Origin of the sequence: uncultured Comamonas sp. (genome assembly GCF_964277875.1) — a bacterium.
Lineage (GTDB): Bacteria > Pseudomonadota > Gammaproteobacteria > Burkholderiales > Burkholderiaceae_C > Comamonas > Comamonas sediminis.
Genome location: NZ_CAXYJV010000039.1, coordinates 1 through 25,090 on the forward strand (window position 1 = coordinate 1; position 25,090 = coordinate 25,090).

Below are 25,090 nucleotides of genomic sequence, written 5' to 3' on the forward strand. Positions count from 1 at the left end.
AACAGGTCAGCCACCAGGCCGTAGTCCGCCACGCTGAAGATCGGCGCTTCTTCGTCCTTGTTGATCGCCACGATCACCTTGGAGTCCTTCATGCCCGCCAAGTGCTGGATGGCGCCCGAGATGCCCGCTGCCACATACAGCTGGGGCGCGACGATCTTGCCGGTCTGGCCCACTTGCAGGTCGTTGGGCGCGTAGCCCGCGTCCACCGCTGCGCGGCTGGCGCCAATGGCCGCGCCCAGCTTGTCGGCCAGCGGGGTCATCACTTCGCTGAACTTCTCGGCGCTGCCCAGCGCGCGGCCACCGGAGACGATGATCTTGGCGGCCGTCAGCTCCGGGCGGTCGTTCTTGGTCACTTCGCGGCCCACAAAGCTGCTCTTGCCGCTGCCCTCAACCGCTGCGGCGTTCTCGACTGGCGCCGAGCCACCGGTGGCAGCGGCGGCATCAAAGCCGGTGCCGCGCACGGTGATGACCTTGGTGGCATCGACCGATTGCACGGTGGCAATGGCGTTGCCCGCGTAGATGGGGCGCTCGAACGTGTCGGCGCTCACCACCTTGGTAATGTCGCTGATCTGGGCGACGTCGAGCTTGGCGGCCACGCGCGGGGCGACGTTCTTGCCCGAGGCGGTGGCTGGCGCCAGGATGTGGCTGTAGTTGCCGGCAAGGGCCAGCACTTGCGCGGCCAGGTTCTCAGCCAGGCCATCCTTGAGCGCCGGGCCTTCGGCCAGGATGACTTTGGCTACGCCTGCGATCTGCGCTGCAGCTTGGGCTGCAGCTGCTGCGCCTTCGCCAGCGACCAGCACATGCACATCGCCGCCGCAAGCCAGCGCTGCGGTGACGGTGTTGAGCGTGGCGGTCTTGATCGTTTGGTTGTCGTGTTCTGCAATAACGAGAGCGGTCATGTCTATCGTCTTTCCATTCAATGTGTCAGGTGTCGTTCGCGGCCTTCAAAACTGGCGGTCCCGTGCGGCGGGACGACTAGCAAGGGCCGCCCCGCCGCGTGGTCGTCGTCCCCCTGGGGGGAAGGCGCCGCAGGCGACTCAGGGGGGGGTCAAGGTCAGATGACTTTTGCTTCGTTCTTGAGCTTGTCGATCAAGGTGGCCACATCGGGCACCTTCACGCCGGCGCCGCGCTTGGCGGGTTCTTGCACCTTCAGGGTCTTCAGGCGCGGGCTCACATCCACACCCAGCTCTTCTGGCTTGACGGTGTCGAGCTGCTTTTTCTTGGCCTTCATGATGTTGGGCAAGGTGACGTAGCGCGGCTCGTTCAGGCGCAGGTCGGTGGTGATGACGGCGGGCAGCGACAGAGACAGGGTCTCCAGGCCCCCGTCCACTTCGCGCGTCACGCTCACCTTGTCGCCAGCGAGTTCGATCTTGGAGGCGAAGGTGGCCTGGGGCAGGTCGCCCAGCGCGGCCAGCATCTGGCCGGTCTGGTTGGCGTCGTCGTCAATGGCTTGCTTGCCGCAGATCACGAGACCGGGCTGCTCCTTGTCGACCAGCGCCTTCAGCAGCTTGGCCACGGCCAGCGGCTGCAGCTCTTCGGCGGTTTCGACCAGGATGGCGCGGTCGGCTCCAATGGCCATCGCCGTGCGCAGGGTCTCCTGGCACTGGGTGACACCGCAGCTGACGGCGATGATCTCGGTCACGACGCCCTTTTCCTTCAATCGCACGGCCTCTTCCACCGCGATTTCATCAAAGGGGTTCATCGACATCTTCACATTCGCAATGTCCACACCCGAGCCATCGCTCTTGACGCGCACCTTGACGTTGTAGTCCACCACGCGTTTGACGGGTACCAGTACTTTCATAGTCTCAGCTTTCTAACAATAAACTCTGGGCCCGCTGCGGCGTCCTTCGCCATCGGCGGGCCTCGGTATCAATCGGGCAAGGTCAGCACACCTTGCGCCTGGAGGGACTGCAATTGCGAATCACTCAAACGCAGCAGATTTTGCAGCACTTCGCGTGTACCCTCACCGAGTGTGGGTGGCGCGCGGCGAATCGGCAGGCGCTCACCATCCATGCGGATGGGCGGCGCCAGCACGGCGGTCTGGCCGGCCACCGGGTGGGGCATGTTCTGCACCAGACCGGCTTGCTGCACGCGCTCGGAGGTCAGCGCCTCATGCAGGCCCAGCACCTCGCCGCAAGGCACACCACAGGCATTGAGCCGCTCGATCAGCAGCGCACGCGGGAAGCTGCGGATCGTCTCGATCATCAGCGGCAGCAGCAGCTTGCGGTCCTTGGCACGTTCCACATTGGTGGCGTACTTGGGGTTGTCGGCCAGGTCGGGGCGCTCGATCACATCGCGGCAGAAGCGCTCGAACTGCGCGTTGTTGCCCACTGCAATGATCAGCGGGCCATCAGCCGCCTCGAACATGCCGTAGGGCACGATCGACGGATGGGCATTGCCAAAGCGCTCGGGGTCCTTGCCCATGAACAGCGCATCGAGCCCGTAGTAGCCGGTGATGCTGACGCCGTTGTCGAACAGCGCCATGTCGATCTTGCGGCCCTGGCCCGTGCGCTCGCGGGCAAACAGCGCGGCCAGCACCGCCTGGGCGGCGCTCATGCCGGTCATCAGGTCGACGACGGCGACGCCAAACTTCAGCGGCGGCTGCGATGCCTCGCCGTTCATCGCCATCAAGCCGGCCTCGCCCTGCACCAGGATGTCATAGCCCGGGCGGGCCGCTTCATCGGTGTCGGTGGCATAGCCGGTCACGCTGCAGTAGATCAGGTCCTGCTTCAAGGCCTTCAGCGCCTCGTAGCCCAGGCCCAGCTTGTCGGCGCCACCATGCTTGAAGTTGTGGATCACCACATCGAACTGGGGCAACATCTCCAGGATCAGCGCCAGCCCCTCGGGCTTTTGCAGATCGACGGTGATGGACCGCTTGTTGCGGTTCATGCTGTTGTAATAGGTGGTCTCGGTCTTGCCAATGCGCAGGCCCCAGTCGCGGGTGTCGTCACCACGCTTGGGGTGCTCCACCTTGATCACCTCAGCACCCATGTCGCCCAGCACCTGGCCGCACAAGGGGCCGGCAAAAACACGGGACAGGTCCAGCACCTTGACACCCGCCAGCGGCAGGGCCGTGGCTTTCTCTTCCTCACGCATACTTGTCTCCTTGGATCACCTGGCCGGCCAGCTTGCAGGGCCGGCCCCGGTGCCATTTTTCTCAGTCCCTGTCAGCGGCGCAGCTGCAGGTAGTTGGCGGGGCGCTTTTCCAAAAACGCGGCAATGCCCTCGGCCGATTCCAGTGTGGCCTGCGCCCGCACCATCAGCTCGGCTTCCATGTCCAGCTGCGCTTCCAGGCCGTTGTCATAGGCCGCGCGGCACAGCGACTTGATGCTGGCCATGGCCTGCAACGGCCCATCGGCCAGCTGCGCAGCCAATGCGATGGCCTGGGCCAGTGCATCGCCCGGCTCGGCCAGGCGGTTGACCAGGCCCAGTTGCTGCATGCGCTCGCCGCTCACCCGGTCGCCGGTCAGGCACAACTCGGTCAGCAGCTGGCGCGACAGGTGCTCGGCCAGAAAGGCCGTGGCGCCACCGTCGGGCGACAGCCCCACCTTCACATAGGCGACCGAGAACGCGGCATTGCGCGCTGCCACCAACATGTCGCAGGCCAAGGCCAGCGACAGGCCGGCACCGGCGGCCGCGCCCTCCACCGCCGCCACCACGGGCTTGGGGCAGTCGCGCAGCGCACGCACCAGGTCATGCAGGCCTTCGAGCAGCTCACGGCGCTTTTCGAGCGGCTGGTCGCGGCGCGTCGCAATGCGGCGCAGGTCGCCACCGGAGCAGAAATGCCCACCCGCCCCGGTGAGCACAATCGCGCCCACGGCCGGGTCGGTCGCTGCGTCTTGGAGCGCTGCTGTCAGGCCCAGGTAGAACTCGGGCGACAGCGCATTGCGCGCCGCCTCGTTGTTGTTGGTCAGCACCAGCACGCCGCCTTCGCGGCGCGCCAGCAGCGCGGGGGATGTGTTGCTGGCGGCCGTCATCAGGCGGCCTTGGCTGCAGCGCGTTCCCGGGCCTGCAGCGCCATGTAGCGTGCCAGGTGGTGGTCCATGTCGCCCAATTGGTGGTCGATCATGATGATGCGCTTGGCATAGTGCGCCAGCGGCAGCTCCCAGGTCACGCCGATACCGCCATGCATCTGGATCGCCTCTTCGGCCATCAGGGTGCCAATCTGGCCCACGCTGTACTTGGCCGCCGACAGCGCTTTTTCACGTTCGACGTAGTCGGGGTTGTCGATGGCCGCTGCCGCGTTGATGACGGCCGAGCGCGCCTGCTCGGCTTCGAGCAGCAGATCGGCCATGCGGTGCTGCAGTGCCTGAAAGCTGCCGATCGGCACGCCAAACTGCTTGCGGGTGCGCAGGTACTCCAGGGTGTGGTTCTTGGCCACATCCATCGCGCCCAGCGATTCGGCCGCCAACGCCAGCAGGCCAAAGCCGCTGATGCGTTCGAGCAGCGCATGGCCCTCTCCGAGCTTGCCCAGCAAGGCATCGGCACCGACCTTGACGTTGGCCAGCACCAGCTCGGCGGCATGGCCGCCATCGATGCGGCCATAGCCCCGGCTGCTGATGCCGGCGGCATCGCCCGGCACCAGGAACAGCGAGATGCCGGCCTCATCGCCCACGGCGCCTGCCGTGCGGGCAGAGACCAGCAGCAGCTGCGCCTGGTCGCCGAACAGCACCACGGCCTTGCTGCCGTTCAGCACCCAGCCATCGCCCTCGGCTTGGGCGGTGGTCGCCACGCGGTTGAGCTCATAGTGGTTGGCCGGCTCGTCATGCGCCAGCGCGGCAATCGTCTCGCCGCCGATGATGCCTTCGAGCTGCGCCTTCTGGGCATCGCTGCCGGCCTCGGTTAGCGCACGGCCCACCAGCAAGGCGCCCAGCAGCGGCTCTGCGACCAGGTGCGTGCCCAGCGCCTCGAACACCACGCTGATATCGACGCCATCGCCACCAAAGCCGCCATCGGCCTCCTTGAACAGCGCGCCAATCGCCCCCAGTTCGGCCAGCTTGGCATAGGTCTCGGCGCTGAAGCCCTGGGCGCCATAGGCGGCCTTGTTGCGGTACTCGGTGCTGTACTGCTCGCTCAGGTAGCGGCCCAGCGCGTCCGCCAGCATGCGGCGGTCTTCATCCAGTTGAAAATCCATAAAAATTCTCCTTACAAGCCGAGGATCATCTTGGAGATGATGTTGCGCTGGATTTCGTTCGAACCGCCGAAGATCGACAGCTTGCGGTAGTTGAAATAGGCCGCAGCGGCGGTGGCCGCCTCCTTGGGGCCCACCGGCTCGTCGGCGTATTCGGCAAACTGGGCCTCTTCGATGAACGGCAGCGCATAGGGGCCCATCGCGCGGCGGATCAGTGACAGCAGCTCCTGGCGGATGACGGTGCCCTTGATCTTGAGCATCGAGCTCTCGGCGCCCGGCACACCGCCGCCCGCGACCGACGCGATCACGCGCAGGTTCGTGGTGGCCATGTTCAGCAGCTCGATCTCGACCTTGGCCATGCGGGTGGCAAACTGCGGGTCTTCGATCAGCGGCTTGCCATTGCGCTGCACGCGCTGGGCGATGACCTTGAGCTTTTCCAGCCCGGCCATCGAGAAGCCCACGCCGGCGATGCCGGTGCGTTCATAGGTCAGCAGGTACTTGGCATAGGTCCAGCCCTTGTTCTCCTCGCCCACCAGGTTTTCCAGCGGCACCTTCACATCGGTTAGAAAGACTTCGTTGACTTCCTTGTCGCCGTCCAGGGTGCGGATGGGGCGCACTTCGACGCCGGGCTGGTTCATATCGATCAGCACAAAGCTGATGCCCTGCTGCGACTTCACTTCCTTGTTGGTGCGCACCAGGCAGAACATCATGTTGGCGTGCTGGCCCTGGGTGGTCCAGGTCTTCTGGCCATTGACGATGTAGTGGTCGCCGTTGCGCACGGCCGTGGTCTTGAGCGAGGCCAAATCGGAGCCGGCGCCCGGCTCGGAGTAACCCTGGCACCACCAGTCATCGCCATTGAGGATGCGCGGCAGCCAGTGGCTCTTCTGCGCCTCGTTGCCGTACTTGATCAGCACCGGGCCGAGCATCGACAGACCAAAAGGCACCAGGCGCGGGCCACCGGCCAGGGCGCACTCGTCGTCAAAAATGAACTTCTGCACCGGCGTCCAGCCGGTGCCGCCAAACTCCTGCGGCCAGTGGTAGGCCAGCCAGCCCTTCTTGTTCAGGATGGCATGCCAGTTTTCCTGGTCAAAGCGCGTCAGGCGCTGGCCAGCCTTGACCTTGGCGGCCAGTTCCTGGGGCAGGTTGTCTTGCAGAAACGCACGTACTTCGGCGCGGAAGGCTTCTTCTTCGGGACTGAATTGCAAGTCCATGGCTATCTCCTCATTAACGTGGGCAGGCAAGGCCTGCGCATCTCAAACGCTGCGCTGCGCGATCTGGGTGACGCCCAGCAAGGGCCGCCCCGCAGCGGCGGCGTCGTCCCCTGGGGGAAGGCGCGCAGCGCCTCAGGGGGGGTCAGAAAATCTCAAAGAGGCCAGCGGCACCCATGCCGCCGCCCACACACATGGTCACCACGCCCCACTTCACTTTTTCGCCCCGGGCCTTGCGGCGCTGGCCTTCGAGCAGGATGTGACCGGTCAAGCGCGCGCCAGTCATGCCAAAGGGGTGGCCGATGGAGATCGCGCCGCCGTTGACGTTGAGACGGTCCATGGGGATGCCCAGCTTGCGCTGGCAGTACAGCGCCTGCGACGCAAAGGCCTCGTTCAGTTCCCAGAGGTCAATGTCCTGCACCGTCAGGCCGTGGCGCGCCAGCAGCTTGGGCACGGCAAATACCGGGCCGATGCCCATCTCGTCGGGCTCGCAACCGGCAATCGCCAGGCCACGGAAGGCGCCCAGCGGCGTCAAGCCCAGCTTGGCCGCTTCCTTGGCCTCCATCAGCACGCAGGCGGCCGAGCCATCGGACAGCTGCGAGGCATTGCCAGCCGTGACGAAGTTGCCCGCGCCCTTGACGGGTTCGAGCTTGGCCAGACCTTCGAGCGTGGTCGAGGGGCGGTTGCAGTTGTCCATGGTCGCGGTGACATCCTTGTAGCTGACCTCACCGGTTTCCTTGTTCTTCTCGGCCATGCGCGTGGCGCAGGGCACGATCTCGTTGTCGAAAGTGCCATTGGCCTGCGCCGCAGCGGTGCGCTGCTGGCTTTGCAGCGAGAAGGCATCCTGGTCCTCGCGGCTGATGCCGTAGCGCTTGGCCACCACATCGGCGGTGTCGATCATGGCCATGAACAGGTCGGGCTTGTGCTCCACCAGCCAGGGATCGGCATCCGAGGGGTTGGTATTGCTCGAGCGGATCAGCGAGATGCTCTCGACACCACCGGCCACCATCGCCGGTGCACCATCGACAATGATGCGGCCGGCCGCAAACGCAATCGCCTGCAGGCCCGAGGCGCAGAAGCGGTTGACCACGGTGCCACCCACGCTGATGGGCAGACCGGCACGCACAGCCGCCTGGCGGCCGATATTGCGGCCGGTCGTCCCTTCGGGGTAGCCGCAGCCCAGCACCACGTCTTCGATCAGCGCCGGATCGATGCCGGCGCGCTGCACCGCTGCGCTGATGGAAAAGGCCGCCAGCTGCGCACCGGGCGTGACATTGAACTCCCCACGGTGGGATTTGGCCAGCGGCGTACGCGCTGTCGAAACGATGACGGCTTCACGCATGCATGTCTCCTTGGGTCTGAGCGACCGTTGATTGTGATTTTTGGGGCCGGCCGCGCTTGTCGCCCAAGCGCTAACCGCCATTTTTGATCGTGCAACCCGGGCTTCGCCTGCATGGAAGCCATGGGTTGTCTCAAGCCTGACGCTGCGTCAGGCTGCCTTGTTCAGGCTCTCGAAGTTCTCGCCCTTCTCCACCAGCTCCACCAAGAGCGGCGATGGCGTCCAGAACAGCGCGTCTTCCTTCGCGAACTCGCGGATGTCGGCCAGGATCTTGTCCAGACCCACCATGTCGGCCCACTTCATCGGGCCGCCCCGGAAGCGCGGGAAGCCGTAGCCGTAGAGGAAGGTGACATCCACGTCCAGCGGACGCAGCGCAATGCCTTCGCGCACCACATTGGCGCCTTCGTTGACCATCGCGGCCATGTAGCGGCGCATGATCTCGGCATTGCTGAAGCTGCGCGGCGTCACGCCAGCGCGCTGGCGCTCGGCATCCACAATCGCCAGCACTTCGGGGTCTTGCTCGCCCACGCGTGCGCCTTGCGGGTACAGGTAGTAGCCGCGCTGGGTCTTCTGGCCGAACCAGCCCTTTTCGGCAATGCGGTCGGCAATCTGCACATAGCGGGCCTTGGGGTCGCGCGTGGCGGCCTTGCGCTTGCGCGTGGCCCAGCCAATGTCGCCACCGGCCAGGTCAGCCACCTGGAAGGGGCCCATCGGGTAGCCGAACTCGCGCACCGCCTCGTCGATCTGGTAGGGCGAGGCACCGTCTTCGAGCAGGTAGTTGGCGGCCTCGCGGTACACGGCCAGAATGCGGTTGCCGATAAAGCCATCACAGACACCGGCGCGCACGGGCACCTTCTTCATGCGGCGGGCCAGCTCGAAGGCAGTGGCCACCACATCGGCGCTCACCTTGGCGGGCACCACGATCTCCAGCAGCTTCATGATATTGGCGGGGCTGAAGAAGTGCAGACCGATGACGTCCTGCGGGCGCGAGATGCTCGCGGCAATCGCATCGATATCCAGGTAGGAGGTGTTGGTGGCAATCACGGCGCCGGGCTTGCAGACCTTGTCCAGCTCGGCAAACACGGCCTTCTTGACACCCATCTCTTCAAACACCGCCTCGATCACCAGGTCCACCTGGGCGAGCGCGGCGTAGTCGGTGCTGCCGCTGTAGCGCGCCATGATGGCGGCCTTTTTCTCGGCCGTCATGCGGCCCTTGGCGATCAGGCCGTCGTAGACCTTTTCCACATTGGCGCGGCCCCGGGCGATGGATTCCTCATCGCGCTCGACCATCACCACCGGCAGGCCGGCATCCAGCGCCGCCACGGTGATGCCGGCACCCATGGTGCCACCGCCGACCACGCCGATGCTGTTCAACGCACGCGGTGCGGCGGCCTTGGCTTCGGGGATCTTGGCGGTTTCACGCTCGGCAAAGAAGGCATGGATCAAGCCGGCGCGCTGCGGGCTCTCCAGGCACTGCACAAACAGCTTGCGCTCGTTTTGCATGCCCTGCTCGAACGGCAGGTCCAGCGCGCCCTGCACGCATTCAATGATCTTGCCGGGCGAGAACAGGCCCCGGCTTTTCTTGGCCGATTCGGCCTTGGCGGCATCGAGTTCGGCCTGCGACGCGGCCTTGTCGGCCAGCGCCGTGGCTTCGCGGGTACGGCGCACCGGCGCGTTCTGCGCCAGCAGTGCGTTGGCATAGGCCAGGCCCGCCGTGCGGGCATCGCTGCCTGCGGGCTCGACCTTGTCGACCAGGCCCATGGCCAGCGCTTCTTCGGCACTGGCGTGGCGGCCCGAGAGCATCAGGTCCAGCGCGGCCTTGACGCCGATCAGGCGCGGCGTGCGCTGCGTGCCACCGGCGCCGGGCAGCAGGCCCAGTTGCACCTCGGGCAGGCCCAGCTTCGCGCCGGAGACAGCCAGGCGGTAGTGGCAGGACAGCGCCACTTCCAGACCACCGCCCAGCGCCGGGCCATGGATCGCGGCCACGACGATCTTGTCGCTGTTTTCCAGCTGCACCAGCACATCGGGCAGGCTCGGCGGCATCGCGGGCTTGCCGAACTCACGGATATCGGCACCGGCAATAAAGGCCTTGCCGCTGCCCACCAGCAAGATGGCCTGGACCTGCGCATCGCTGCGCGCCTGGGCCACGGCATCGGCCAGGCCCTGGCGCACGGCCTGGCTCAAAGCATTGACGGGGGGGTTCTGGATCGTGACGACCAACACCTGCCCTTCGCGGGCAATATTCACCACAGCGGCGTTCTCAGCGCTCATGCATGTCTCCTGGTAGATCAATCGAAAGCTTGTTTCGAACCATTGTCAGTGCAACTAGGCTTATTTGACAATCACATAGAGGATTGACAGACTGTCAAAGGAATTTAGACAATCTCATCCCATGGACCACAACGCCCTCACCTTGCTGGTGGAAATCATCGATTCCGGCAACCTCAGCCGCGCCGCCGCCAAGCTGAAGATGAGCCGCGCCAATGTCAGCTACCACCTGGCCCAGCTGGAGAAATCGGTGGGCGTGCAGCTGGTGCGCCGCACCACGCGCCGGGTCGAACCGACCGAGGTGGGCCTGCGCCTGTATGAGCATGGCCGCAGCATCCGCAACGAGCTGGCCGCCGCCAGCGAAACCATCCGCAGCCTGGGCAAGGGCCTGCAGGGCCGGGTCGGGCTGGCAGTGCCCAGCGGCTATGGCCAGCTGGTGATGAGCGACTGGCTGATCGCCTTCAAGCGCCTCTACCCCGACATCGTGCTGGATGTGATCTTCGAGAACCGGGTCGACAACCTGGTGCGCGACGAAGTGGACATTGCGGTGCGTGTGCTGCCTACGCCGCCCGACAACCTGGTGGCCCGCCACATGGGGGAGATGAACTATGTCGCCTGCGCCAGCATCGACTACGCGGGCCAGAACATGCTGCCCCAGCAGCCCGAGGACCTGCGCCATGTGCCGCTGATCACCAGTGGCGTGGTCGGCAAGCAGCTGCTGGTGCGGGCCTACCAGGGCGATGTGCGCAAGGAGATCCGGCTGGAGCCCAGCCTCATTTCCGAGCATTTTCCATTCCTGCGCCAGGGCATCATGGCCGGCCTGGGCGTAGGCATCGTGCCGGACTATGTGATCCGCGCCGAGGTCGAGCGCGGCGAGGTCGTCACCACCTTGCGCGACTGGCGCCTGAGCATTTTCGGCAACCATATGTACCTGCTGTGGATGCCCAACCGCCACCAGACCAAGGCGGTGCGCACGATGATCAGCTTCCTGCTGGAGCAATCACAAAAGGCCGGCAGCCTGCCTGCGCTGAGCTGAGCAGCGCCCCTTCATTCGCATTCCAACGCCGAGTCGCCCGCAGCACGCCTGCCGGCGCCGCTTGTGCCCTGCAATCAGGTTCCCGTCAGGTAAGCGCCCTTAAGGTGGCGGCGCCTGCGTGCGTGCCCATCCTGGCCCAGATGCGCGCAGGCATGGAACCACACAGGATTGAACCGAATGAAAATGACAAGAGACATCCATGACATCGTCGGCGGCCTGCTGATGTCAGCAGCAGGCCTGTTCTTTGCGCTATATGGGCGCGAATACAACTTTGGCAGTGCAGACCGCATGGGGCCAGGCTACTTCCCCGTCGTACTGGGCTGGCTGCTGTTTGGCCTGGGCCTGCTGCTGGCGGTACCGGCCTGGTGGCGCCAGGGCAGCTCCATCGTGCTGCAGTGGGGCAACCTGTTCTGGTCCGTGGCCAGCCTGCTGGCCTTTGCGCTGCTGCTTTACCCGCTGGGCGTGGCTCTGGCGGCACTGGCCGCCAGCCTGGTCGCACTGATCGCCACCAAGATGCGCCTGCGCACGCGCCTGCTGGTCAGCCTGGCCGTGGCTGCGCTGACCACGGTCATCTTTCCCATTGGTCTGCGCATGACCCTGCCCATCTGGCCCTGAGCCCGGCACTGACAAAGGATCTCTATGGATTTGCTTGGAAACCTCTGGATGGGCCTCAATGTGGTGGCCGATCCCTCAACGCTCTGGTACTGCTTCCTGGGCGTATTTTTGGGCACCGTCGTCGGCGTGCTGCCCGGCATCGGTGCGCTGGCCGCCATCTCGCTGCTGCTGCCCTTTACCTACCATATGTCGCCCACGGCGGCCATCATCATGCTGGCCGGCGTCTATTACGGCGCGCAGTACGGCGGCTCCACCGCCTCCATCTTGCTGAACCTGCCGGGCTCACCGTCATCGGCGGTGACCTGTCTGGACGGCTACCCGATGGCGCGCAAAGGCAAGGCCGGCGTGGCGCTCTTTGTCACCACGATTGCCTCGCTGGTCGGCGCCATGTCGGGCCTGATCCTGCTGGTGCTGTTCTCGCCGGCGATCTCCAAGATCGGCCTGCAGTTCGGCCCCACCGAGTTCTTCTCGATGATGCTGCTGGGCCTGGTCGCCGCCTCGTCGATGAGCGCCGGCTCGGCCACCAAGGGCCTGTGCATGGTGGTGTTCGGCCTGCTGCTGGGCATGATCGGCACCGATGTGAATTCGGGCGTCGCGCGCTACTCGTTCGACATCCCCGAGCTGATGGACGGCATCAACCTGGTGGCGCTGGCAATGGGCCTGTTCGGGGTGGCCGAGGTGATCCGCTGCATCAACCTGGCCGATGCCAACCAGAAGCCCGGCAAGGTCACCCTGCGGTCGATGGTGCCCGAGCGCCAGGAGTTCCGCGACACGATCAAGCCGATGCTGCGTGGCTCGGCGCTGGGCTCTTTCCTCGGTGCGCTGCCGGGCGTGGGCCCATCGATTGCGTCCTTCATGTCCTACGCGATTGAAAAGCGCGTGGCCAAGGACCCGAGCCGCTTTGGCCATGGCGCCATCGAAGGCATCACCGCGCCCGAGTCGGCGAACAATGCCGCTGCGCAAACCGCCTTTGTGCCCTCGCTGTCCATCGGTATTCCGGGTGACGCGGTGATGGCCGTGATGCTGGGCGCGCTGATCATCCACGGTATCCAGCCCGGCCCGATGCTGATGACCGAGCAGCCCCAGCTGTTCTGGGGGCTGATCGTCAGTTTTGCGATCGGCAATATTTTCCTGGTGATTCTGAACCTGCCTACCATCGGGCTGTGGGTTGCGCTGCTGCGCATTCCCTTTGCCTGGATGTACCCGGCGATCCTGGTGTTTGTCGCGCTCGGCGTCTACAGCGTCAACAACAACCTGTTCGACATCTACATGGTGGCCGTGCTCGGCGTCATCGGCTATGTGCTGATGGTGCTGCGCTTTGAGGCCGCGCCGCTGCTGCTGGGCTACATCCTGGGGCCGATGCTCGAAGAGAACCTGCGCCGCGCGATGCTGCTGTCGCGGGGCGATGCGTCGGTGTTCTTCAACCGGCCGATCAGCGCTTCGTTGCTGGCGCTGACCGGTGCGATCCTGCTCTGGGCCATCTGGTCGGGCGTGCGCAAATCGCGCAAGGAAGCCCGCGCCTTTGCCCAGGCGCAAGAGAGCGCAGTGCCCGCTACGGCATCGCCCTGACCCCGTTGCACTCCAGTGCGCCTGTTCTCGCCACCCGGCCTGAACAGGCTTTTTTCTGGTGGCTGTGTTGTGCTTTTGCTAGGCTTGGGCCATGCGAATTCTTGTGATTGAAGACGATGCCGTGCTGCGCGATGTGGTGGTCAGCAGCCTGCGCGATGCAGGCCACCATGTGGACCAGGCGGCCGACCTCGGTGCGGCAGAGCACTGGTGGCGGGTGCAGCGCTTTGATGCCATCCTGCTCGACCTGAACCTGCCCTGCAGCGCCGTGCGCGGCAGTGCGATGGGCAGCGGCCTGGCCCTGCTGCAGCAGGCGCGCAGGCGGGGCGACAACACCCCGGTGCTGGTGCTCACCGCCCGCAACCAGACCCCCGACCGCATTGCCGGCCTGGACAGCGGCGCCGACGACTACCTGGGCAAGCCCTTTGCGCTGGCCGAGGTCGAGGCCCGGTTGCGCGCGCTGGTGCGCCGCGCCATTGGCACGCAGGATGTATCGACCGTGGGCCAGCTCAGCCTGGAGCGCAACAACCGGCGCTTTCGCATCGGCATGCAGCCGCTGGATCTGCCGGCGCGCGAATTCGAAGTGCTGTGGGAGCTGATGAGCCCGCCCGGCCGCGCAGTGAGCAAGCGCAGCCTGTCGGACAAGCTCTCGGGCTATGACGATGCACTGGGCGACAACGCGCTCGAAGCCTTTATCTCGCGGCTGCGCAAGAAGCTGCAGCACAGTGGCGCGGCGATCCGCACCCTGCGCGGCATTGGTTACCTGATCGAGGCCGACAGCGGCGATGCCGCATGAGCGCCGCCACTACCACCACCACCCGCCCCGGCCCGCTGCCCTCGCTGCGCATGCGCGTGCTGCGCCATGTGCGCGGGCCGCTGGTGTGGACCTGGTTGCTGGGCACCGTGTTCATGATGGCGCTGGCCAACCATTTCACCCAAAGCGCCTTCGACCGCGCACTGCTCGACGATGCCTATGCGATTGCCTCGCACCTGCGCGCCGATGACGAGGGCAAGGTGGCCCTGCAGCTGACCGACAGCGAGCTCAAGGCCGCCCTCTTCGACCAGGCCGAGTATGTGTACTATGCCGTCTACCGCAGCGATGGCAGCCAGCTGGCCGGCGAGCCGCTGCCGCTGCTGCCCTGGGACGAGAGCGAGCCGGTGAGCTACCGCGAAACCCTCTACAACGGCCAGCTGGTGCGGGCGGTGGCGCTGCGCAGCGCCGTGGGCGAGCAGCAGCTCAGCATCGTGATGATGCACACCACGCGGGTGCGAGACAGCCTGATCCAGCACCTGTTCCTCTATGCCGCGATCCCGCAGCTGACCTTGCTGGTGCTGCTGCTGTGGTGGCTGCACCACCGCATCGGCCAGGACATGGCACCGCTGGCCGCGCTGCAAAGATCGCTGTCGCGGCGCGATGCGCAGGATCTGGCGCCGATCCCGCCCAGCGCGCCGGCGACCACGCGCGAGATCGAGCAACTGCACCAGACCACCAATGCGCTGCTCGCCCGCATTGCCGATAACGTCGAGGCCCAGCGCGAGTTTGCCGGCAATGTGGCGCATGAGGTGCGCACGCCGCTGGCCGGCATCAAGGCGCTGGCCGACTATGGCCTGGGCCATGCCGACCCTGCGGTGCAGCAGCAGCAACTGCAGCGCATCTCCGACAGCGTGGCGCGTGCCAGCCACCTGGTGGACCAGTTGCTGCTATTGGCGCTGAGCGACGAGGCCAGCGCCGTGCAACTGGCGCCGGTGGCCGCTGCCGAGCAGGTGCAACAGGCGGTGCTGCGCCATTGGGATGCCGCCAGCCGCGCCCGGATCGACCTGGGTGCCGAGGGCCTGGACACGGCCGAGGCCGAGCAGCTGCGCATCGCCGCCGATGCCAACCTGCTCGCCGCCATGCTCGACAACCTGATCCTCAACGCGCTGCGCTATGGCGGCCAGTCGGTCACCGTGGCCCTGCAGGCCGCTAACGATGGCCGCAGCGTGGTGCTGGCCGTCATCGACGACGGCCCGGGCATGAGCGAGGCGCAATGCCAGGCCGCGATGCAGCGCTGGCAGCAAGGGCCCAGCGGCCAGTCACTGGGCCAGGGCGCCGGCCTGGGCCTGGCGATTGTGGCCAAGCTGGCCCATCTGCAGCAGGCGCGGTTTCAGCTGGCGCCGCGCTCAGAGGGCCCAGGATTGCGCGCCAGCCTGGTGTTCAGTGCAGTACAAAATCGCGCACCTGGGGGGCCTTAGCCAGCGGCGTCTCGCCCAGCATCTCCAGCACCGAGGACTCAATGCCGTAGACCATCGCATCGAGTGCCAGGTCATTGGCTTCCATGCCAAAAGGGTGCTCCAGCTCGGCGCCCAGCGCCTCCAGCGCGAAGAAGGTGTAGGCGACAAAGCAGACGATCACCGGCGTCATCGTGCCGATGGAGTCCAGCAGGCCAAAGGGCAGCAAAAAGCAGTAGATGTAGATGCTGCGGTGCAGGATCACCGAATAGGTGAACGGAATGGGCGTGCTGGCAATGCGCTCGCAGCCGCCCAGCGCACTGCCCAGCCGCGCCAGCGCTTGCTCGAACACGGGCACCACGGGCGCTGCAATGCGGCCCTGCTGGCATTGCTCACCCACCCAGCGCTGCACCAGCAGCATGGCCATGGCGGCAGGAAAGCGCGCCTCGCTGATCTGCTGCACCTCGGCCGGCGGCAGGAACAGCGCCAGATCGGCCCGCGCATCACTGCCGCGCAGCTGGTGCTTGAGCGCATAGGCAAAGGCGCACAGGCGCAGCACCAGCATGCGCGCCTGTGCGCGGTCCTGGGTCAACGTCAGCGCCTGGGCCGCCAGGTGCCGGCTCTCGACCAGCAACACGCCCCAGAGCGTGCGCGCCTCCCAGAAGCGCGCATACGAGGTGCTGTTGCGGAAGCCCAGAAAGATCGCCAGGGTCAGGCCGATCAGCGAAAACGGCACAAAGTTCAGCGGCACTTTCCAGCTCAGGATGGAGCCGTGCAGCATCGTGGCCACCACCGCGAGGATGGTGATGAGGACCAGCTGCGGCGTGATCGCCGGCAGGATGGAGCCACGCCACACAAACAGCATGCGCAGCCAATGCAAGGGAGGACGGACGATCATGGCCGGTATTGTGCGGCCAGGGGTATATCCGACGGGCTTGCTGGCCTCGCGATGCCAGCGTGCCGGAGCCTCCCGGCGGACGCCGCTCGGGAACGGGCTACCGCAGCGAGGGGCAGCAGGGGACGCAAACGCCTTGCCGGCGGCCGCAGGCATGCACAGCCGCCGCCCGGCCACCGGCCCGGATCAGTCCTGCCCGGCCTCGTCGTCCCAGCGCTTGAGCTGCGCCAGCTTCTCGCCAATCTTCAGCTCCAGGCCCCGGGGCACGGGCTGGTACCAGCCCGGAGGATCTATCCCTTCTGGGAGATAGGTTTCTCCCGCTGCGTAGGCATTCGGTTCGTCATGCGCATAGCGGTATTCATGCCCATAGCCCAGCTCCTTCATCAGCTTGGTCGGGGCGTTGCGCAGGTGTACAGGCACTTCGCGGCTCTTGTCCTGCTTCACAAAGGCCTTGGCCAGGTTGTAGGCGTTGTAACCGGCATTGCTCTTGGCGGCCATCGCCAGGTAGATGACGGCCTGGCCCAACGCCAGCTCGCCTTCGGGGCTGCCCAGGCGTTCATAGGTCAGCGCGGCATCGTTGGCGATCTGCATTGCGCGCGGGTCGGCCAGGCCAATGTCCTCCCAGGCCATGCGCACAATGCGCCGGGACAGGTAGCGCGCATCGGCGCCGCCGTCGAGCATGCGGGTGAGCCAGTAAAGCGCGGCATCCGGGTGCGAGCCGCGCACCGACTTGTGCAACGCGGATATCTGGTCGTAGAAGTTGTCGCCGCCCTTGTCAAAACGGCGGCTGTTCAGGGTCAGCGCGTTCTGCAGGAAGTCTGCGGTGATCTTGGTCATGCCCGAAGCCTGCGCTGCCGTGCTGGTCTGCTCGAGCAGGTTCAAAAAGCGCCGGGCATCGCCATCTGCATAGCCAATGATGGTGTCGGTGGCCAGGTCATCAAACGCAAGATGGCCCAGTGCGATCTCTTGGGCACGCTTCAAGAGCAGGCGCAGCTCCTCGTCTGTGAGCGACTTGAGCACATAGACCTGGGCGCGCGACAGCAAGGCCGAGTTCACCTCGAACGAGGGGTTTTCGGTCGTCGCGCCAATGAAGGTGACCAGGCCGCTTTCGGCATAAGGCAGCAAGGCATCCTGCTGCGATTTGTTGAAGCGGTGGATTTCATCGACAAACAGGATCGTGTGTTTGCCCATCGCCAGGTTCTGCTGGGCCTGCTCCATCGCTGCGCGGATGTCCTTGACGCCGGAGAACACGGCAGACAGCGCAATGAACTCGCACTTGAAAGCGGTGGCCGTCAGCCGCGCCAAGGTGGTCTTGCCGACACCGGGCGGGCCCCAGAAGATCATCGAATGGGGTTTGCCGGACTGGAAAGCGAGCCGCAACGGCTTGCCTTCTCCCAGCAAGTGGGACTGGCCCACCACCTCATCCAGCGTCTTGGGGCGCAGCGCCTCGGCCAGCGGCGCGGCCGGTTCCTGGCTAAACAAATCAGCCATGCAGGCCTCCGGAACTACGGTGGGCTGTCCCGGCGCACCGCAGCCATCGGTCCTCGGGGCAGGACGCTTGCCTACTACGTTTATGCATTGCAACCCTACTAATCCCTGGGGTGCATATGCCTTTGCTGATCTGGGTCACGATTTTTCGCAGAAAATAAGGGTTTATACGGATTCACGTCGCATCAGATATTACAGGGCTCTCATTGGCCCAGCCTATAACAACAGCCCCCGACATCGACGCCGCGCGCTCGAAGCCTTTGCGCCGAGCCAGCAGGAACGCTATTTGCCGCGCATGTACCCAGGAGGTTTTTTTCTGATGCCCGTTTCCGCGACTCCATGCGCTGATGGCCTCCCCTCCAAGTGGGCGCTAACCAGCAAGAACCAAGAGCCATTATGAAATCACTGAAAACCAGGGACATTATCGCCCTCGGCTTCATGACCTTTGCCCTGTTCCTGGGGGCCGGAAACATCATTTTCCCGCCGCTGGTCGGCCTGTCTGCAGGAGAGAACCTGCTGGGCGCGACAACCGGCTTCCTGCTGACGGGCGTGGGCCTGCCGCTGCTGGGTGTGGTTGCACTGGCCCGCGTGGGCGGTGGTCTGGACCAGCTGACCCACCCGATTGGCCGCATCGCCGGCCTGGTGCTGGCCACGACGATCTATTTGACGATCGGCCCCTTCTTTGCCACGCCACGCACCGCTACCGTGTCGTTCGAGATGGGTATTGCGCCGTTTGTCGGCAATACCTCGATTGCACTGCTGGTGTTCAGCATCGTCTATTTCTCGCTGGTGCTGCTGCTGTCGCTGTTCCCCGGCAAGCTGATGGACACCTTGGGCAAGCTCATCACCCCGCTGCTGATTGCTGCGCTGCTGGCGCTGGGCGGCATGGCGGTGCTGGCACCCGTAGGTGGCTACAGCACGGCCAGCCCGGACTATGGCACGCAACTGGCTGCCTTTGCCCAGGGCTTTGTACAGGGTTACCAGACCATGGATGCCCTCGCCTCGCTGGTGTTCGGCATCGTCATCGTCAACGCGATCAAGGACGCGGGCGTGACCGATACACGCCTGCACACCCGCTACGCCATCTATGCCGGGCTGATTGCCGCGGTGTGCCTGAGCCTGGTCTACATCTCGCTGTGCTACCTGGGCGCCACCAGTGGCGAGCTGGCGCAGAGCACCGTCACCGGCGTGCAGATCCTCACCGCCTTTGTGCAGCACCGCTTCGGCAGCGCCGGCATCTGGCTGATTGCCGCGGTGATTCTGCTGGCCTGCCTGACGACCGGCGTGGGCCTGGTCAGCGCCTGCAGCAGCTTTTTCAGCCAGCTCACCGGTTTCTCCTACCGCAGTGTGGCGCTGTCCTTGTGCATCTTCAGCGCCGCCGTGGCCAACCAGGGCTTGGCGCAGCTGATCGAGATTGCCGGCCCGGTGCTGGTCGCCCTCTACCCCCCTGCGATTGCGCTGGTGTCGCTCAGCCTGCTGCAGCGCTGGCAGCAACCCACACGGGTCTATATCCCGGTGATGCTGGTGGCGCTGGTATTTGGCCTGGTCGATGGCGCCAAGGCGCTGCAATGGACCAGCGCCCTGCCCGCCTGGCTGGACCACCTGCCTGGCGCCGCGCTGGGCCTGGGCTGGGTCACCCCGGTGGCTGCCACCATGGTCTGCGCTGGCCTGGCCGACTGGTTTTTGGCACGCCGCCAAATACCGGTGCGCCCGTGATCGCGTATGAACCACTTTCTGCCCAATGGATATTCAGTACCACCGTTAATATCGGCACTGGATATTCATTGGCAGCCTTATCTAGAACCGCCTAAGCCAAGCAGCTCAATACCGTCAGAACAGGCACCCAAGAATCGGAGAGACATTGAGCCTGCTTAAACCATGGTTATTCATGGTCCTTAATGACAATACTGTCAAAATCCAAAAATTTGTGGAGTTTCAGCAATGACGAATCCAACAGAAAATCCCCAAGCGGCCTCCGCTGCCAAAGCGCCCAAGAAGGGCTTCACCCGCCGCAAGTTCGTCGCCTCGGCGGCGGCCGTTGGTGCTGGCGTCGTGGGCTACCAGTATTTCTTCGGTAGCCAGTACCGTGCAGAAAAAGCAGACCGCCAAGTCGATGTACTGCTGATTGGCGGCGGCATCATGAGTGCCACCTTGGGCGTTTATCTGCAGGAGCTGGAACCCGGCTGGACCTATGAATTGTTCGAGCGCCTCGACCAGGTCGCCGAAGAAAGTTCGAACGGCTGGAATAATGCCGGCACCGGCCACTCGGCGCTGTGCGAGCTCAATTACACACCGATGGATAAAAATGGCAATGTGCAGATTTCCTCTGCCATTAACATTAATGAAAACTTCCAGGTGTCGCGCCAATTCTGGTCGCACCAAGTGCGTACCGGCGTATTGGGCAATCCCCGCGAGTTCATCAACTCCACGCCCCACATGAACCTGGTGTTCGGCGAAGAAAACCGCGCCTTCATCCAAAAGCGCCTCAAGGCCCTGGAAGCCTCGCCGCTGTTCACCGGCATGGAGTCGTCCACCGATCCGGAAAAGATCAAGGAATGGATTCCGCTGATGATGGAAGGCCGGGACCCGGCCGAAGTGGTAACGGCCACGCGCTCGCCGCTGGGCACCGATGTGAACCTGGGCGAGATCACGCGCCAGTTCTACAAGAACCTCTCGTCCAAGCCCAATTTCAAGCTCCACACGGGCCAGGAAGTGCGCTCCATCACGCGCAACAGCGATGGCTCCTGGCGCGTGTCGGCCTTCGACATGAAGGATGGCAGCAAGATCCAGACCGTGGATGCACGCTTCATCTTCATCGGCGCCGGTGGCGCGGCGCTGCCGCTGCTGCAGCTGTCGGGCATCCCCGAGTCCAAGGTCTACGGCGGTTTCCCGGTGGGCGGCGAGTTCCTGGTCACCGAGAACCCGGCGATCACCGAACGCCATCTGGCCAAGGTCTATGGCCTGGCCGACACCGGCTCGCCTCCGATGTCCGTGCCCCACCTTGACACCCGTGTGCTGGACGGCAAGCGCGTGCTGCTGTTCGGGCCATTCGCGACCTGGTCGAGCAAGTTCCTGAAGAACGGCTCCTACTTCGACCTGGCCAAGGCCACGACCTTTGCCAACGTGATCCCGCAGCTGCAAGTGGGCGTCAACGAGTTTGCGCTGGTCAAGTACCTGGCCCAGCAGCTGAGCCTGAACAAGGAGCAGAAGATGGATGCGCTGCGCCATTACATGCCCGAGGCCAAGGATGCCGACTGGCGCCTGTGGGAAGCCGGCCAGCGGGTGCAGATCATCAAGAATGACCCGGAAAAGGGCGGCATCCTCAAGCTCGGCACCGAAGTGGTCGTCGCCCAGGACCGTTCGCTGACCGCGCTGCTGGGTGCTTCGCCGGGCGGCTCGACCTCGCCAGCGATCATGCTGACCTTGCTGGAAAAGGCTTTCCCCGAGAAGGTCAAGAGCGCCGAATGGCAAGAGAAGATCCGCAAGATCGTGCCAAGCTACGGCGTCAAGCTCAACGAGAACCCTGCGCTGCTGCAGCAGGAATGGCAGGCCACCGAGCAGGCGCTGAACCTGGCGATTGCCTCGCCCAGCCTGCAAGGCGTCGAAGCCGGTGTGCAGCCCAATGAAAACATGAAGGACCTGAAGAAGGTGCCGGACATGGCACTGTAAGCCACAGCCGCAGCCGCCTACTGCGGCGGCCGCCCAGCAAAAAAGGTGTTCACCGCGATGGTGAACACCTTTTTTTATGGCCGCGCGGTGGGTCACCGCTCTTGAAGCACCGCTTACTGGCGAATCACTTCCGCGCCAGAAGGAATCGCAAACTCGAACGTCGCGCCGGGCAGCGAAGGCAAGGCCTTGAAGCCGACAAAGCGCAGCACCGAGCGCTGGCCAAAGCCGTCCTCGATCTCCAGGGTCTGCAGTTCATCGCCCTTGAAGCCGACCTTGACCTGCTTGATCTGGCCGTCCTTGTTCTTGGGGATGGCCTGGGCCCATTGCTGGCCATCGGCCTCGGGCAGGCTGCTGACATCGAATTCGGCCTTGAGCGCCTGCAGGCTTGAAGCGGACGCCAGCAGCGCGGCAGGCGTCTGGCCCAAGGCCTTGCTCTGCTGGCGCTGGGTGACCTGATTCAGGTCCGCGTCGTAGACAGTGAGCACCGAGCCATCGGCAACGATGGTCTGGTCAAACGGCTTTTGGTAGATGAACTTGAACTTGCCCGGCCGCTGGAATGCAAAGCTGCCGCTGGAGGTCTTGACGCGCCCTGCCTGGCCCTGCTTGGCAGGCGATGTCACCGTCTGCGTGAACTGGGCTTCGCCCGCCTGCGAGCTGGTCATGAACTTTTCCAGGCTTTGCAGGCCATCCGCCTGGGCCCAACCGGCCAGGCTGACCAGGGCTGCTGCTGCGATCCATTGCTTCATCGTGAATCCTTTCGGGCTTTGCGAACAAAGCCAATGCATGGGCCTTTTCAGGCCAACAAGGGGTTTGGAGTGCCGCAGCGGGCTACAAGTGCCCGCCGTTGGCCGCAAAGGCGTTGGCTTTGCGAATGTTTACCGGCGATGGCGCTATTCTTCACCGCCAGGGCGGTGGGCGACCAGCACTTCGCGCTGGCCGCTGCCGGTCAAGGCGCTCACCAGGCCGGCGCGCTCCATCTCTTCGAGCAGGTTGGCCGAGCGGTTGTAGCCGATGCGCAGCTTGCGCTGCACGTAGGAGATGCTGGCCTTGCGGTCCTTGAGCACGATCTCGACCGCCTGGTCGTACATCGGGTCCTTCTCGCCACTGCCGCCGCCTTCCTCATCGCCGAAGCCCGAATCACCGTCGCCCGTGCCGCCTTCGAGCACGCCGTCGATATAGTCGGGCTCGCCCTGCTCCTTGAGGTAGCTGACCACGCGGTGCACTTCCTCGTCAGACACAAAGGCGCCGTGCACCCGCACCGGGAAACCCGTGCCGCTGGCCATGTAGAGCATGTCGCCCATACCCAGCAGCGCCTCGGCGCCCATCTGGTCCAAAATGGTGCGGCTGTCGATCTTCGATCCCACCGAGAACGCGATCCGCGACGGGATATTGGCCTTGATCAGGCCGGTGATCACATCGACGCTGGGGCGCTGGGTGGCCAGGATCAGGTGGATACCGGCAGCACGCGCCTTTTGCGCCAGGCGCGCAATCAGCTCTTCGATCTTCTTGCCGACGACCATCATCAGGTCGGCCAGCTCGTCGATCACCACGACGATGTGCGGCAGGCGCTGCAAGGGTTCGGGCGATTCGGGCGTCAGGCTGAACGGGTTGGGGATGCTTTCCTCGCGGGCCTTGGCCTCGTCGATCTTGGTGTTGTAGCCCGCCAGGTTGCGCACGCCCAGCTTGCTCATCAGCTTGTAGCGGCGCTCCATCTCGGCCACGCACCAGTTCAGGCCATTGGCGGCCTGCTTCATGTCGGTCACCACCGGGCACAGCAGGTGCGGAATGCCTTCATAGACCGACATTTCCAGCATCTTGGGGTCGATCATCATCAGCCGCACATCCTTGGCCTCGGCCTTGTAGAGCAGCGACAGGATCATGGCATTGATACCCACCGACTTGCCCGAACCGGTGGTACCGGCAACCAGCACATGCGGCATCTTGGCCAGGTCGGCCACCACCGGCTTGCCGATGATGTCCTTGCCCAGGCCCATGGTCAGCAGGCTCTTGGCATCGTGGTACTCGTGCGAGCCCAGGATTTCGGTCAGGCGGATGGTCTGGCGCTTGGCATTGGGCAGCTCCAGCGCCATATAGGTCTTGCCGGGGATGGTCTCGACCACGCGGATCGACACCAGGGACAGCGAACGCGCCAGGTCCTTGGCCAGGTTGACGATCTGCGAGCCCTTGACGCCGGTGGCCGGCTCGATCTCGTAGCGGGTGATCACCGGGCCGGGCGCGGCCTCGACCACACGCACCTCGACGCCAAAGTCCTTGAGCTTTTTCTCGATCAGGCGGCTGGTCATCTCCAGGGTTTCATAGGAGACGCTCTCCTGCGTCTTGGGCGCAGCATCGAGCAGGTCCACCTGCGGCAGACGGGTGTCGCGCAGTTCGTTGAACAGCGGTTTCTGCCGCTCCTTGACCACACGGGCGCTGGGCTGCGCCTGGGGCTTGAGCGGCTGGGCGATGTGCAGGCCCGCATCGGCGGCCGCGCTGCGCGGCGCTGCGGGCAGCATGCTGTCCAGGCCATCGCCGGTCGGATCCATGCGCGAGGCCATCGGCGCGGGGGCTGCGCTGCTGACCTCGGCCTCACGCGCCTGCGCTGCCTTCTTGCCGACAGCCTTGTCGGCAGCGGCTTCACGCCGCAGCATCAGCTTTTGCAACGTGCGCTCGATCCCGGCGCCCACCTTCTCGGCAATCTGGCCCCAGGAGAAGCCCAGAATCCAGGACAGGCCCAGCAGCAGCAGCATGACCCCGACAATGCCCGAGCCGGTAAAACCCATCCAGCGCTCGGCCAACGGGCCCAGCAAAAAGCCCAGCACGCCGCCGGCAGCGCCGGGCAGGATGGGCTCAAAACGGTAGAGACGCGACCACTCCAGCGCCGCGCTGGCCAGCAGCAGCACCACCAGGCCACCCCAGAACACAATGCGGCGCAGCCACAGCGGGCGCGGGTCGTTGGGGGGAGCCTCGCCCGCGCGCAGCCAGCGCGCCAGCGAAGAGAACCAGGCGAGCACGGCGGCGACCACCAGCCACCAGACCGAAAAGCCGACCATGAAATAGCCGCCGTCAGACACCATCGCGCCCAGGCGCCCCATCCAGTTGCTGACGTCACCCGCGACCTGGGTGCCCGAGGTGGACCAGGCCGGATCCTTGGGTGAGTAGCTGACCATCGCCGCGACGCAAAATGCCATCAGCAGAAAACTGATGATGAGCACCAGCTCATGCCCAAAACGGCGAACCCCCATCACCAGCGAGTGGCCAGCATGGGGTGGTGTCTTTGATTTCTTTGAAGAGTAAGCCATAACCTAGGAGCCAGAGCTTACCCTAAGCGGATTGCAAATTCGATAGCAGACCAGGCGCCTGGAGCCGGGTGATGCCCTGCTGCGACGCGGTGGTTCAGGCAAAGGCGGGGCAGCTTGCAGCAGCCCACCGCCCGCCAGCGCCGTTGCAGCGCCTGGTGATTGGCAAAAATACACAATAAAAACATCGATCTCATGCGCGTGAAGCATGGGCTTGTACGGCCCTCGCACCCCTGCCACCCGGCAATACGCAACATTTTGTAATCTACCTATCTTCCTACAATCCCACCCCTTGCGCCAGCGCGCCGCAACGATTGTTGTCATTGAGGCGGGGCGGTGGTGCCAGCCGACGGCCGGCCCTGCGATGA

Annotated in this window: 19 protein-coding genes; 7 read left to right on the forward strand and 12 right to left on the reverse strand. The window is 64.8% G+C overall.

Features of this window, described 5'->3' with window-relative positions; translation table 11 throughout:
* The 8 genes from ACHWUQ_RS14770 to ACHWUQ_RS14805 form a co-directional block, all read right to left on the reverse strand.
* Positions 1-899, reverse strand: an 899-nt coding sequence (locus ACHWUQ_RS14770; protein WP_394681584.1) for an electron transfer flavoprotein subunit alpha/FixB family protein, incomplete at its 3' end; no start/stop codon positions are given.
* 155 nt (positions 900-1,054) lie between these two features.
* Positions 1,055-1,804 (reverse strand): electron transfer flavoprotein subunit beta/FixA family protein, encoded by a 750-nt coding sequence (locus tag ACHWUQ_RS14775; RefSeq protein ID WP_239808951.1) that lies wholly within the window; start codon positions 1,802-1,804, stop codon positions 1,055-1,057.
* A gap of 68 nt (positions 1,805-1,872) precedes the next feature.
* Positions 1,873-3,099 (reverse strand): CaiB/BaiF CoA-transferase family protein, encoded by a 1,227-nt coding sequence (locus ACHWUQ_RS14780; protein WP_312529638.1) that lies wholly within the window; start codon positions 3,097-3,099, stop codon positions 1,873-1,875.
* Positions 3,100-3,170: 71 nt separating this feature from the next.
* Entirely contained in the window at positions 3,171-3,980 is an 810-nt protein-coding gene (locus ACHWUQ_RS14785; RefSeq protein WP_394681585.1) for an oxepin-CoA hydrolase, alternative type, read from the reverse strand.
* Positions 3,980-5,137 carry an acyl-CoA dehydrogenase gene (locus ACHWUQ_RS14790; protein ID WP_312529636.1) on the reverse strand — a complete coding sequence of 386 codons (1,158 nt, stop codon included), beginning with the start codon at positions 5,135-5,137 and terminating at the stop codon, positions 3,980-3,982. The genes ACHWUQ_RS14785 and ACHWUQ_RS14790 overlap by 1 nt, the downstream gene beginning before the upstream one ends.
* An 11-nt stretch (positions 5,138-5,148) precedes the next feature.
* On the reverse strand, positions 5,149-6,345 hold the full coding sequence (locus ACHWUQ_RS14795; RefSeq protein WP_394681586.1) for an acyl-CoA dehydrogenase family protein: 1,197 nt from the start codon (positions 6,343-6,345) through the stop codon (positions 5,149-5,151).
* Between the two features lie 142 nt (positions 6,346-6,487).
* On the reverse strand, positions 6,488-7,684 hold the full coding sequence (locus tag ACHWUQ_RS14800) for an acetyl-CoA C-acyltransferase (RefSeq protein WP_133858690.1): 1,197 nt from the start codon (positions 7,682-7,684) through the stop codon (positions 6,488-6,490).
* Between the two features lie 147 nt (positions 7,685-7,831).
* The gene (locus ACHWUQ_RS14805) at positions 7,832-9,952 is read right to left on the reverse strand and encodes a 3-hydroxyacyl-CoA dehydrogenase NAD-binding domain-containing protein (RefSeq protein ID WP_239810907.1); all 2,121 of its coding nucleotides are present in this window, start codon (positions 9,950-9,952) and stop codon (positions 7,832-7,834) included.
* A gap of 121 nt (positions 9,953-10,073) precedes the next feature.
* Here ACHWUQ_RS14805 and ACHWUQ_RS14810 point away from each other — a divergent pair, with 121 nt between their 5' ends.
* The 5 genes from ACHWUQ_RS14810 to ACHWUQ_RS14830 all read left to right on the forward strand — a co-directional run bounded on the left by ACHWUQ_RS14810 (position 10,074) and on the right by ACHWUQ_RS14830 (position 15,398).
* On the forward strand, positions 10,074-10,985 hold the full coding sequence (locus ACHWUQ_RS14810; RefSeq protein WP_239810906.1) for a LysR family transcriptional regulator: 912 nt from the start codon (positions 10,074-10,076) through the stop codon (positions 10,983-10,985).
* A 177-nt stretch (positions 10,986-11,162) separates the two neighbouring features.
* Positions 11,163-11,600, forward strand: a complete 438-nt coding sequence (locus ACHWUQ_RS14815) for a tripartite tricarboxylate transporter TctB family protein (protein WP_394681587.1) — start codon at positions 11,163-11,165, stop codon at positions 11,598-11,600.
* 24 nt (positions 11,601-11,624) lie between these two features.
* On the forward strand, positions 11,625-13,169 hold the full coding sequence (locus ACHWUQ_RS14820) for a tripartite tricarboxylate transporter permease (RefSeq protein ID WP_394681588.1): 1,545 nt from the start codon (positions 11,625-11,627) through the stop codon (positions 13,167-13,169).
* A 91-nt stretch (positions 13,170-13,260) separates the two neighbouring features.
* On the forward strand, positions 13,261-13,962 hold the full coding sequence (locus tag ACHWUQ_RS14825; RefSeq protein WP_312833642.1) for a response regulator transcription factor: 702 nt from the start codon (positions 13,261-13,263) through the stop codon (positions 13,960-13,962).
* Positions 13,959-15,398, forward strand: a complete 1,440-nt coding sequence (locus tag ACHWUQ_RS14830; RefSeq protein WP_394681589.1) for a sensor histidine kinase — start codon at positions 13,959-13,961, stop codon at positions 15,396-15,398. The genes ACHWUQ_RS14825 and ACHWUQ_RS14830 overlap by 4 nt, the downstream gene beginning before the upstream one ends.
* On the opposite strand, the gene ACHWUQ_RS14835 is transcribed toward ACHWUQ_RS14830, so the two are convergent.
* Both ACHWUQ_RS14835 and ACHWUQ_RS14840 read right to left on the reverse strand, forming a co-directional pair.
* The gene (locus tag ACHWUQ_RS14835) at positions 15,361-16,272 is read right to left on the reverse strand and encodes a bestrophin family protein (protein WP_394681590.1); all 912 of its coding nucleotides are present in this window, start codon (positions 16,270-16,272) and stop codon (positions 15,361-15,363) included. The two genes, ACHWUQ_RS14830 and ACHWUQ_RS14835, sit on opposite strands and share 38 nt — an antisense overlap.
* Positions 16,273-16,455: 183 nt before the next feature.
* Positions 16,456-17,760 (reverse strand): replication-associated recombination protein A, encoded by a 1,305-nt coding sequence (locus ACHWUQ_RS14840; RefSeq protein WP_394681591.1) that lies wholly within the window; start codon positions 17,758-17,760, stop codon positions 16,456-16,458.
* 393 nt (positions 17,761-18,153) lie between these two features.
* On the opposite strand from ACHWUQ_RS14840, the gene brnQ reads away from it, so the two are divergent.
* Positions 18,154-19,473 (forward strand): branched-chain amino acid transport system II carrier protein, encoded by a 1,320-nt coding sequence (gene brnQ / locus ACHWUQ_RS14845; protein ID WP_394681592.1) that lies wholly within the window; start codon positions 18,154-18,156, stop codon positions 19,471-19,473.
* Positions 19,474-19,698: 225 nt separating this feature from the next.
* The gene (gene mqo / locus ACHWUQ_RS14850) at positions 19,699-21,426 is read left to right on the forward strand and encodes a malate dehydrogenase (quinone) (protein WP_239810898.1); all 1,728 of its coding nucleotides are present in this window, start codon (positions 19,699-19,701) and stop codon (positions 21,424-21,426) included.
* Positions 21,427-21,539: 113 nt separating this feature from the next.
* Here mqo and lolA read toward each other — a convergent pair whose 3' ends face one another.
* Positions 21,540-22,172, reverse strand: coding sequence for an outer membrane lipoprotein chaperone LolA (lolA, locus tag ACHWUQ_RS14855; RefSeq protein ID WP_239810897.1), 633 nt, complete (start codon positions 22,170-22,172; stop codon positions 21,540-21,542).
* Between the two features lie 144 nt (positions 22,173-22,316).
* Complete coding sequence (locus ACHWUQ_RS14860; RefSeq protein ID WP_394681593.1) at positions 22,317-24,725, reverse strand: DNA translocase FtsK; 2,409 nt, start codon at positions 24,723-24,725, stop codon at positions 22,317-22,319.
* Positions 24,726-25,090: the final 365 nt, after the last annotated feature.

Bases quoted from the DNA above. Each gene is read 5' to 3' on its own strand.
- ACHWUQ_RS14800 (WP_133858690.1), bottom strand. From the start codon at position 7,684: ATGCGTGAAGCCGTCATCGTTTCGACAGCGCGTACGCCGCTGGCCAAA.
- brnQ (WP_394681592.1), top strand. From the start codon at position 18,154: ATGAAATCACTGAAAACCAGGGACATTATCGCCCTCGGCTTCATGACC.
- ACHWUQ_RS14820 (WP_394681588.1), top strand. From the start codon at position 11,625: ATGGATTTGCTTGGAAACCTCTGGATGGGCCTCAATGTGGTGGCCGAT.
- mqo (WP_239810898.1), top strand. From the start codon at position 19,699: ATGACGAATCCAACAGAAAATCCCCAAGCGGCCTCCGCTGCCAAAGCG.
- ACHWUQ_RS14830 (WP_394681589.1), top strand. From the start codon at position 13,959: ATGAGCGCCGCCACTACCACCACCACCCGCCCCGGCCCGCTGCCCTCG.
- ACHWUQ_RS14780 (WP_312529638.1), bottom strand. From the start codon at position 3,099: ATGCGTGAGGAAGAGAAAGCCACGGCCCTGCCGCTGGCGGGTGTCAAG.
- ACHWUQ_RS14815 (WP_394681587.1), top strand. From the start codon at position 11,163: ATGAAAATGACAAGAGACATCCATGACATCGTCGGCGGCCTGCTGATG.
- ACHWUQ_RS14810 (WP_239810906.1), top strand. From the start codon at position 10,074: ATGGACCACAACGCCCTCACCTTGCTGGTGGAAATCATCGATTCCGGC.
- ACHWUQ_RS14785 (WP_394681585.1), bottom strand. From the start codon at position 3,980: ATGACGGCCGCCAGCAACACATCCCCCGCGCTGCTGGCGCGCCGCGAA.
- ACHWUQ_RS14840 (WP_394681591.1), bottom strand. From the start codon at position 17,760: ATGGCTGATTTGTTTAGCCAGGAACCGGCCGCGCCGCTGGCCGAGGCG.
- ACHWUQ_RS14860 (WP_394681593.1), bottom strand. From the start codon at position 24,725: ATGGCTTACTCTTCAAAGAAATCAAAGACACCACCCCATGCTGGCCAC.
- ACHWUQ_RS14790 (WP_312529636.1), bottom strand. From the start codon at position 5,137: ATGGATTTTCAACTGGATGAAGACCGCCGCATGCTGGCGGACGCGCTG.
- ACHWUQ_RS14775 (WP_239808951.1), bottom strand. From the start codon at position 1,804: ATGAAAGTACTGGTACCCGTCAAACGCGTGGTGGACTACAACGTCAAG.
- ACHWUQ_RS14825 (WP_312833642.1), top strand. From the start codon at position 13,261: ATGCGAATTCTTGTGATTGAAGACGATGCCGTGCTGCGCGATGTGGTG.
- lolA (WP_239810897.1), bottom strand. From the start codon at position 22,172: ATGAAGCAATGGATCGCAGCAGCAGCCCTGGTCAGCCTGGCCGGTTGG.
- ACHWUQ_RS14835 (WP_394681590.1), bottom strand. From the start codon at position 16,272: ATGATCGTCCGTCCTCCCTTGCATTGGCTGCGCATGCTGTTTGTGTGG.
- ACHWUQ_RS14805 (WP_239810907.1), bottom strand. From the start codon at position 9,952: ATGAGCGCTGAGAACGCCGCTGTGGTGAATATTGCCCGCGAAGGGCAG.
- ACHWUQ_RS14795 (WP_394681586.1), bottom strand. From the start codon at position 6,345: ATGGACTTGCAATTCAGTCCCGAAGAAGAAGCCTTCCGCGCCGAAGTA.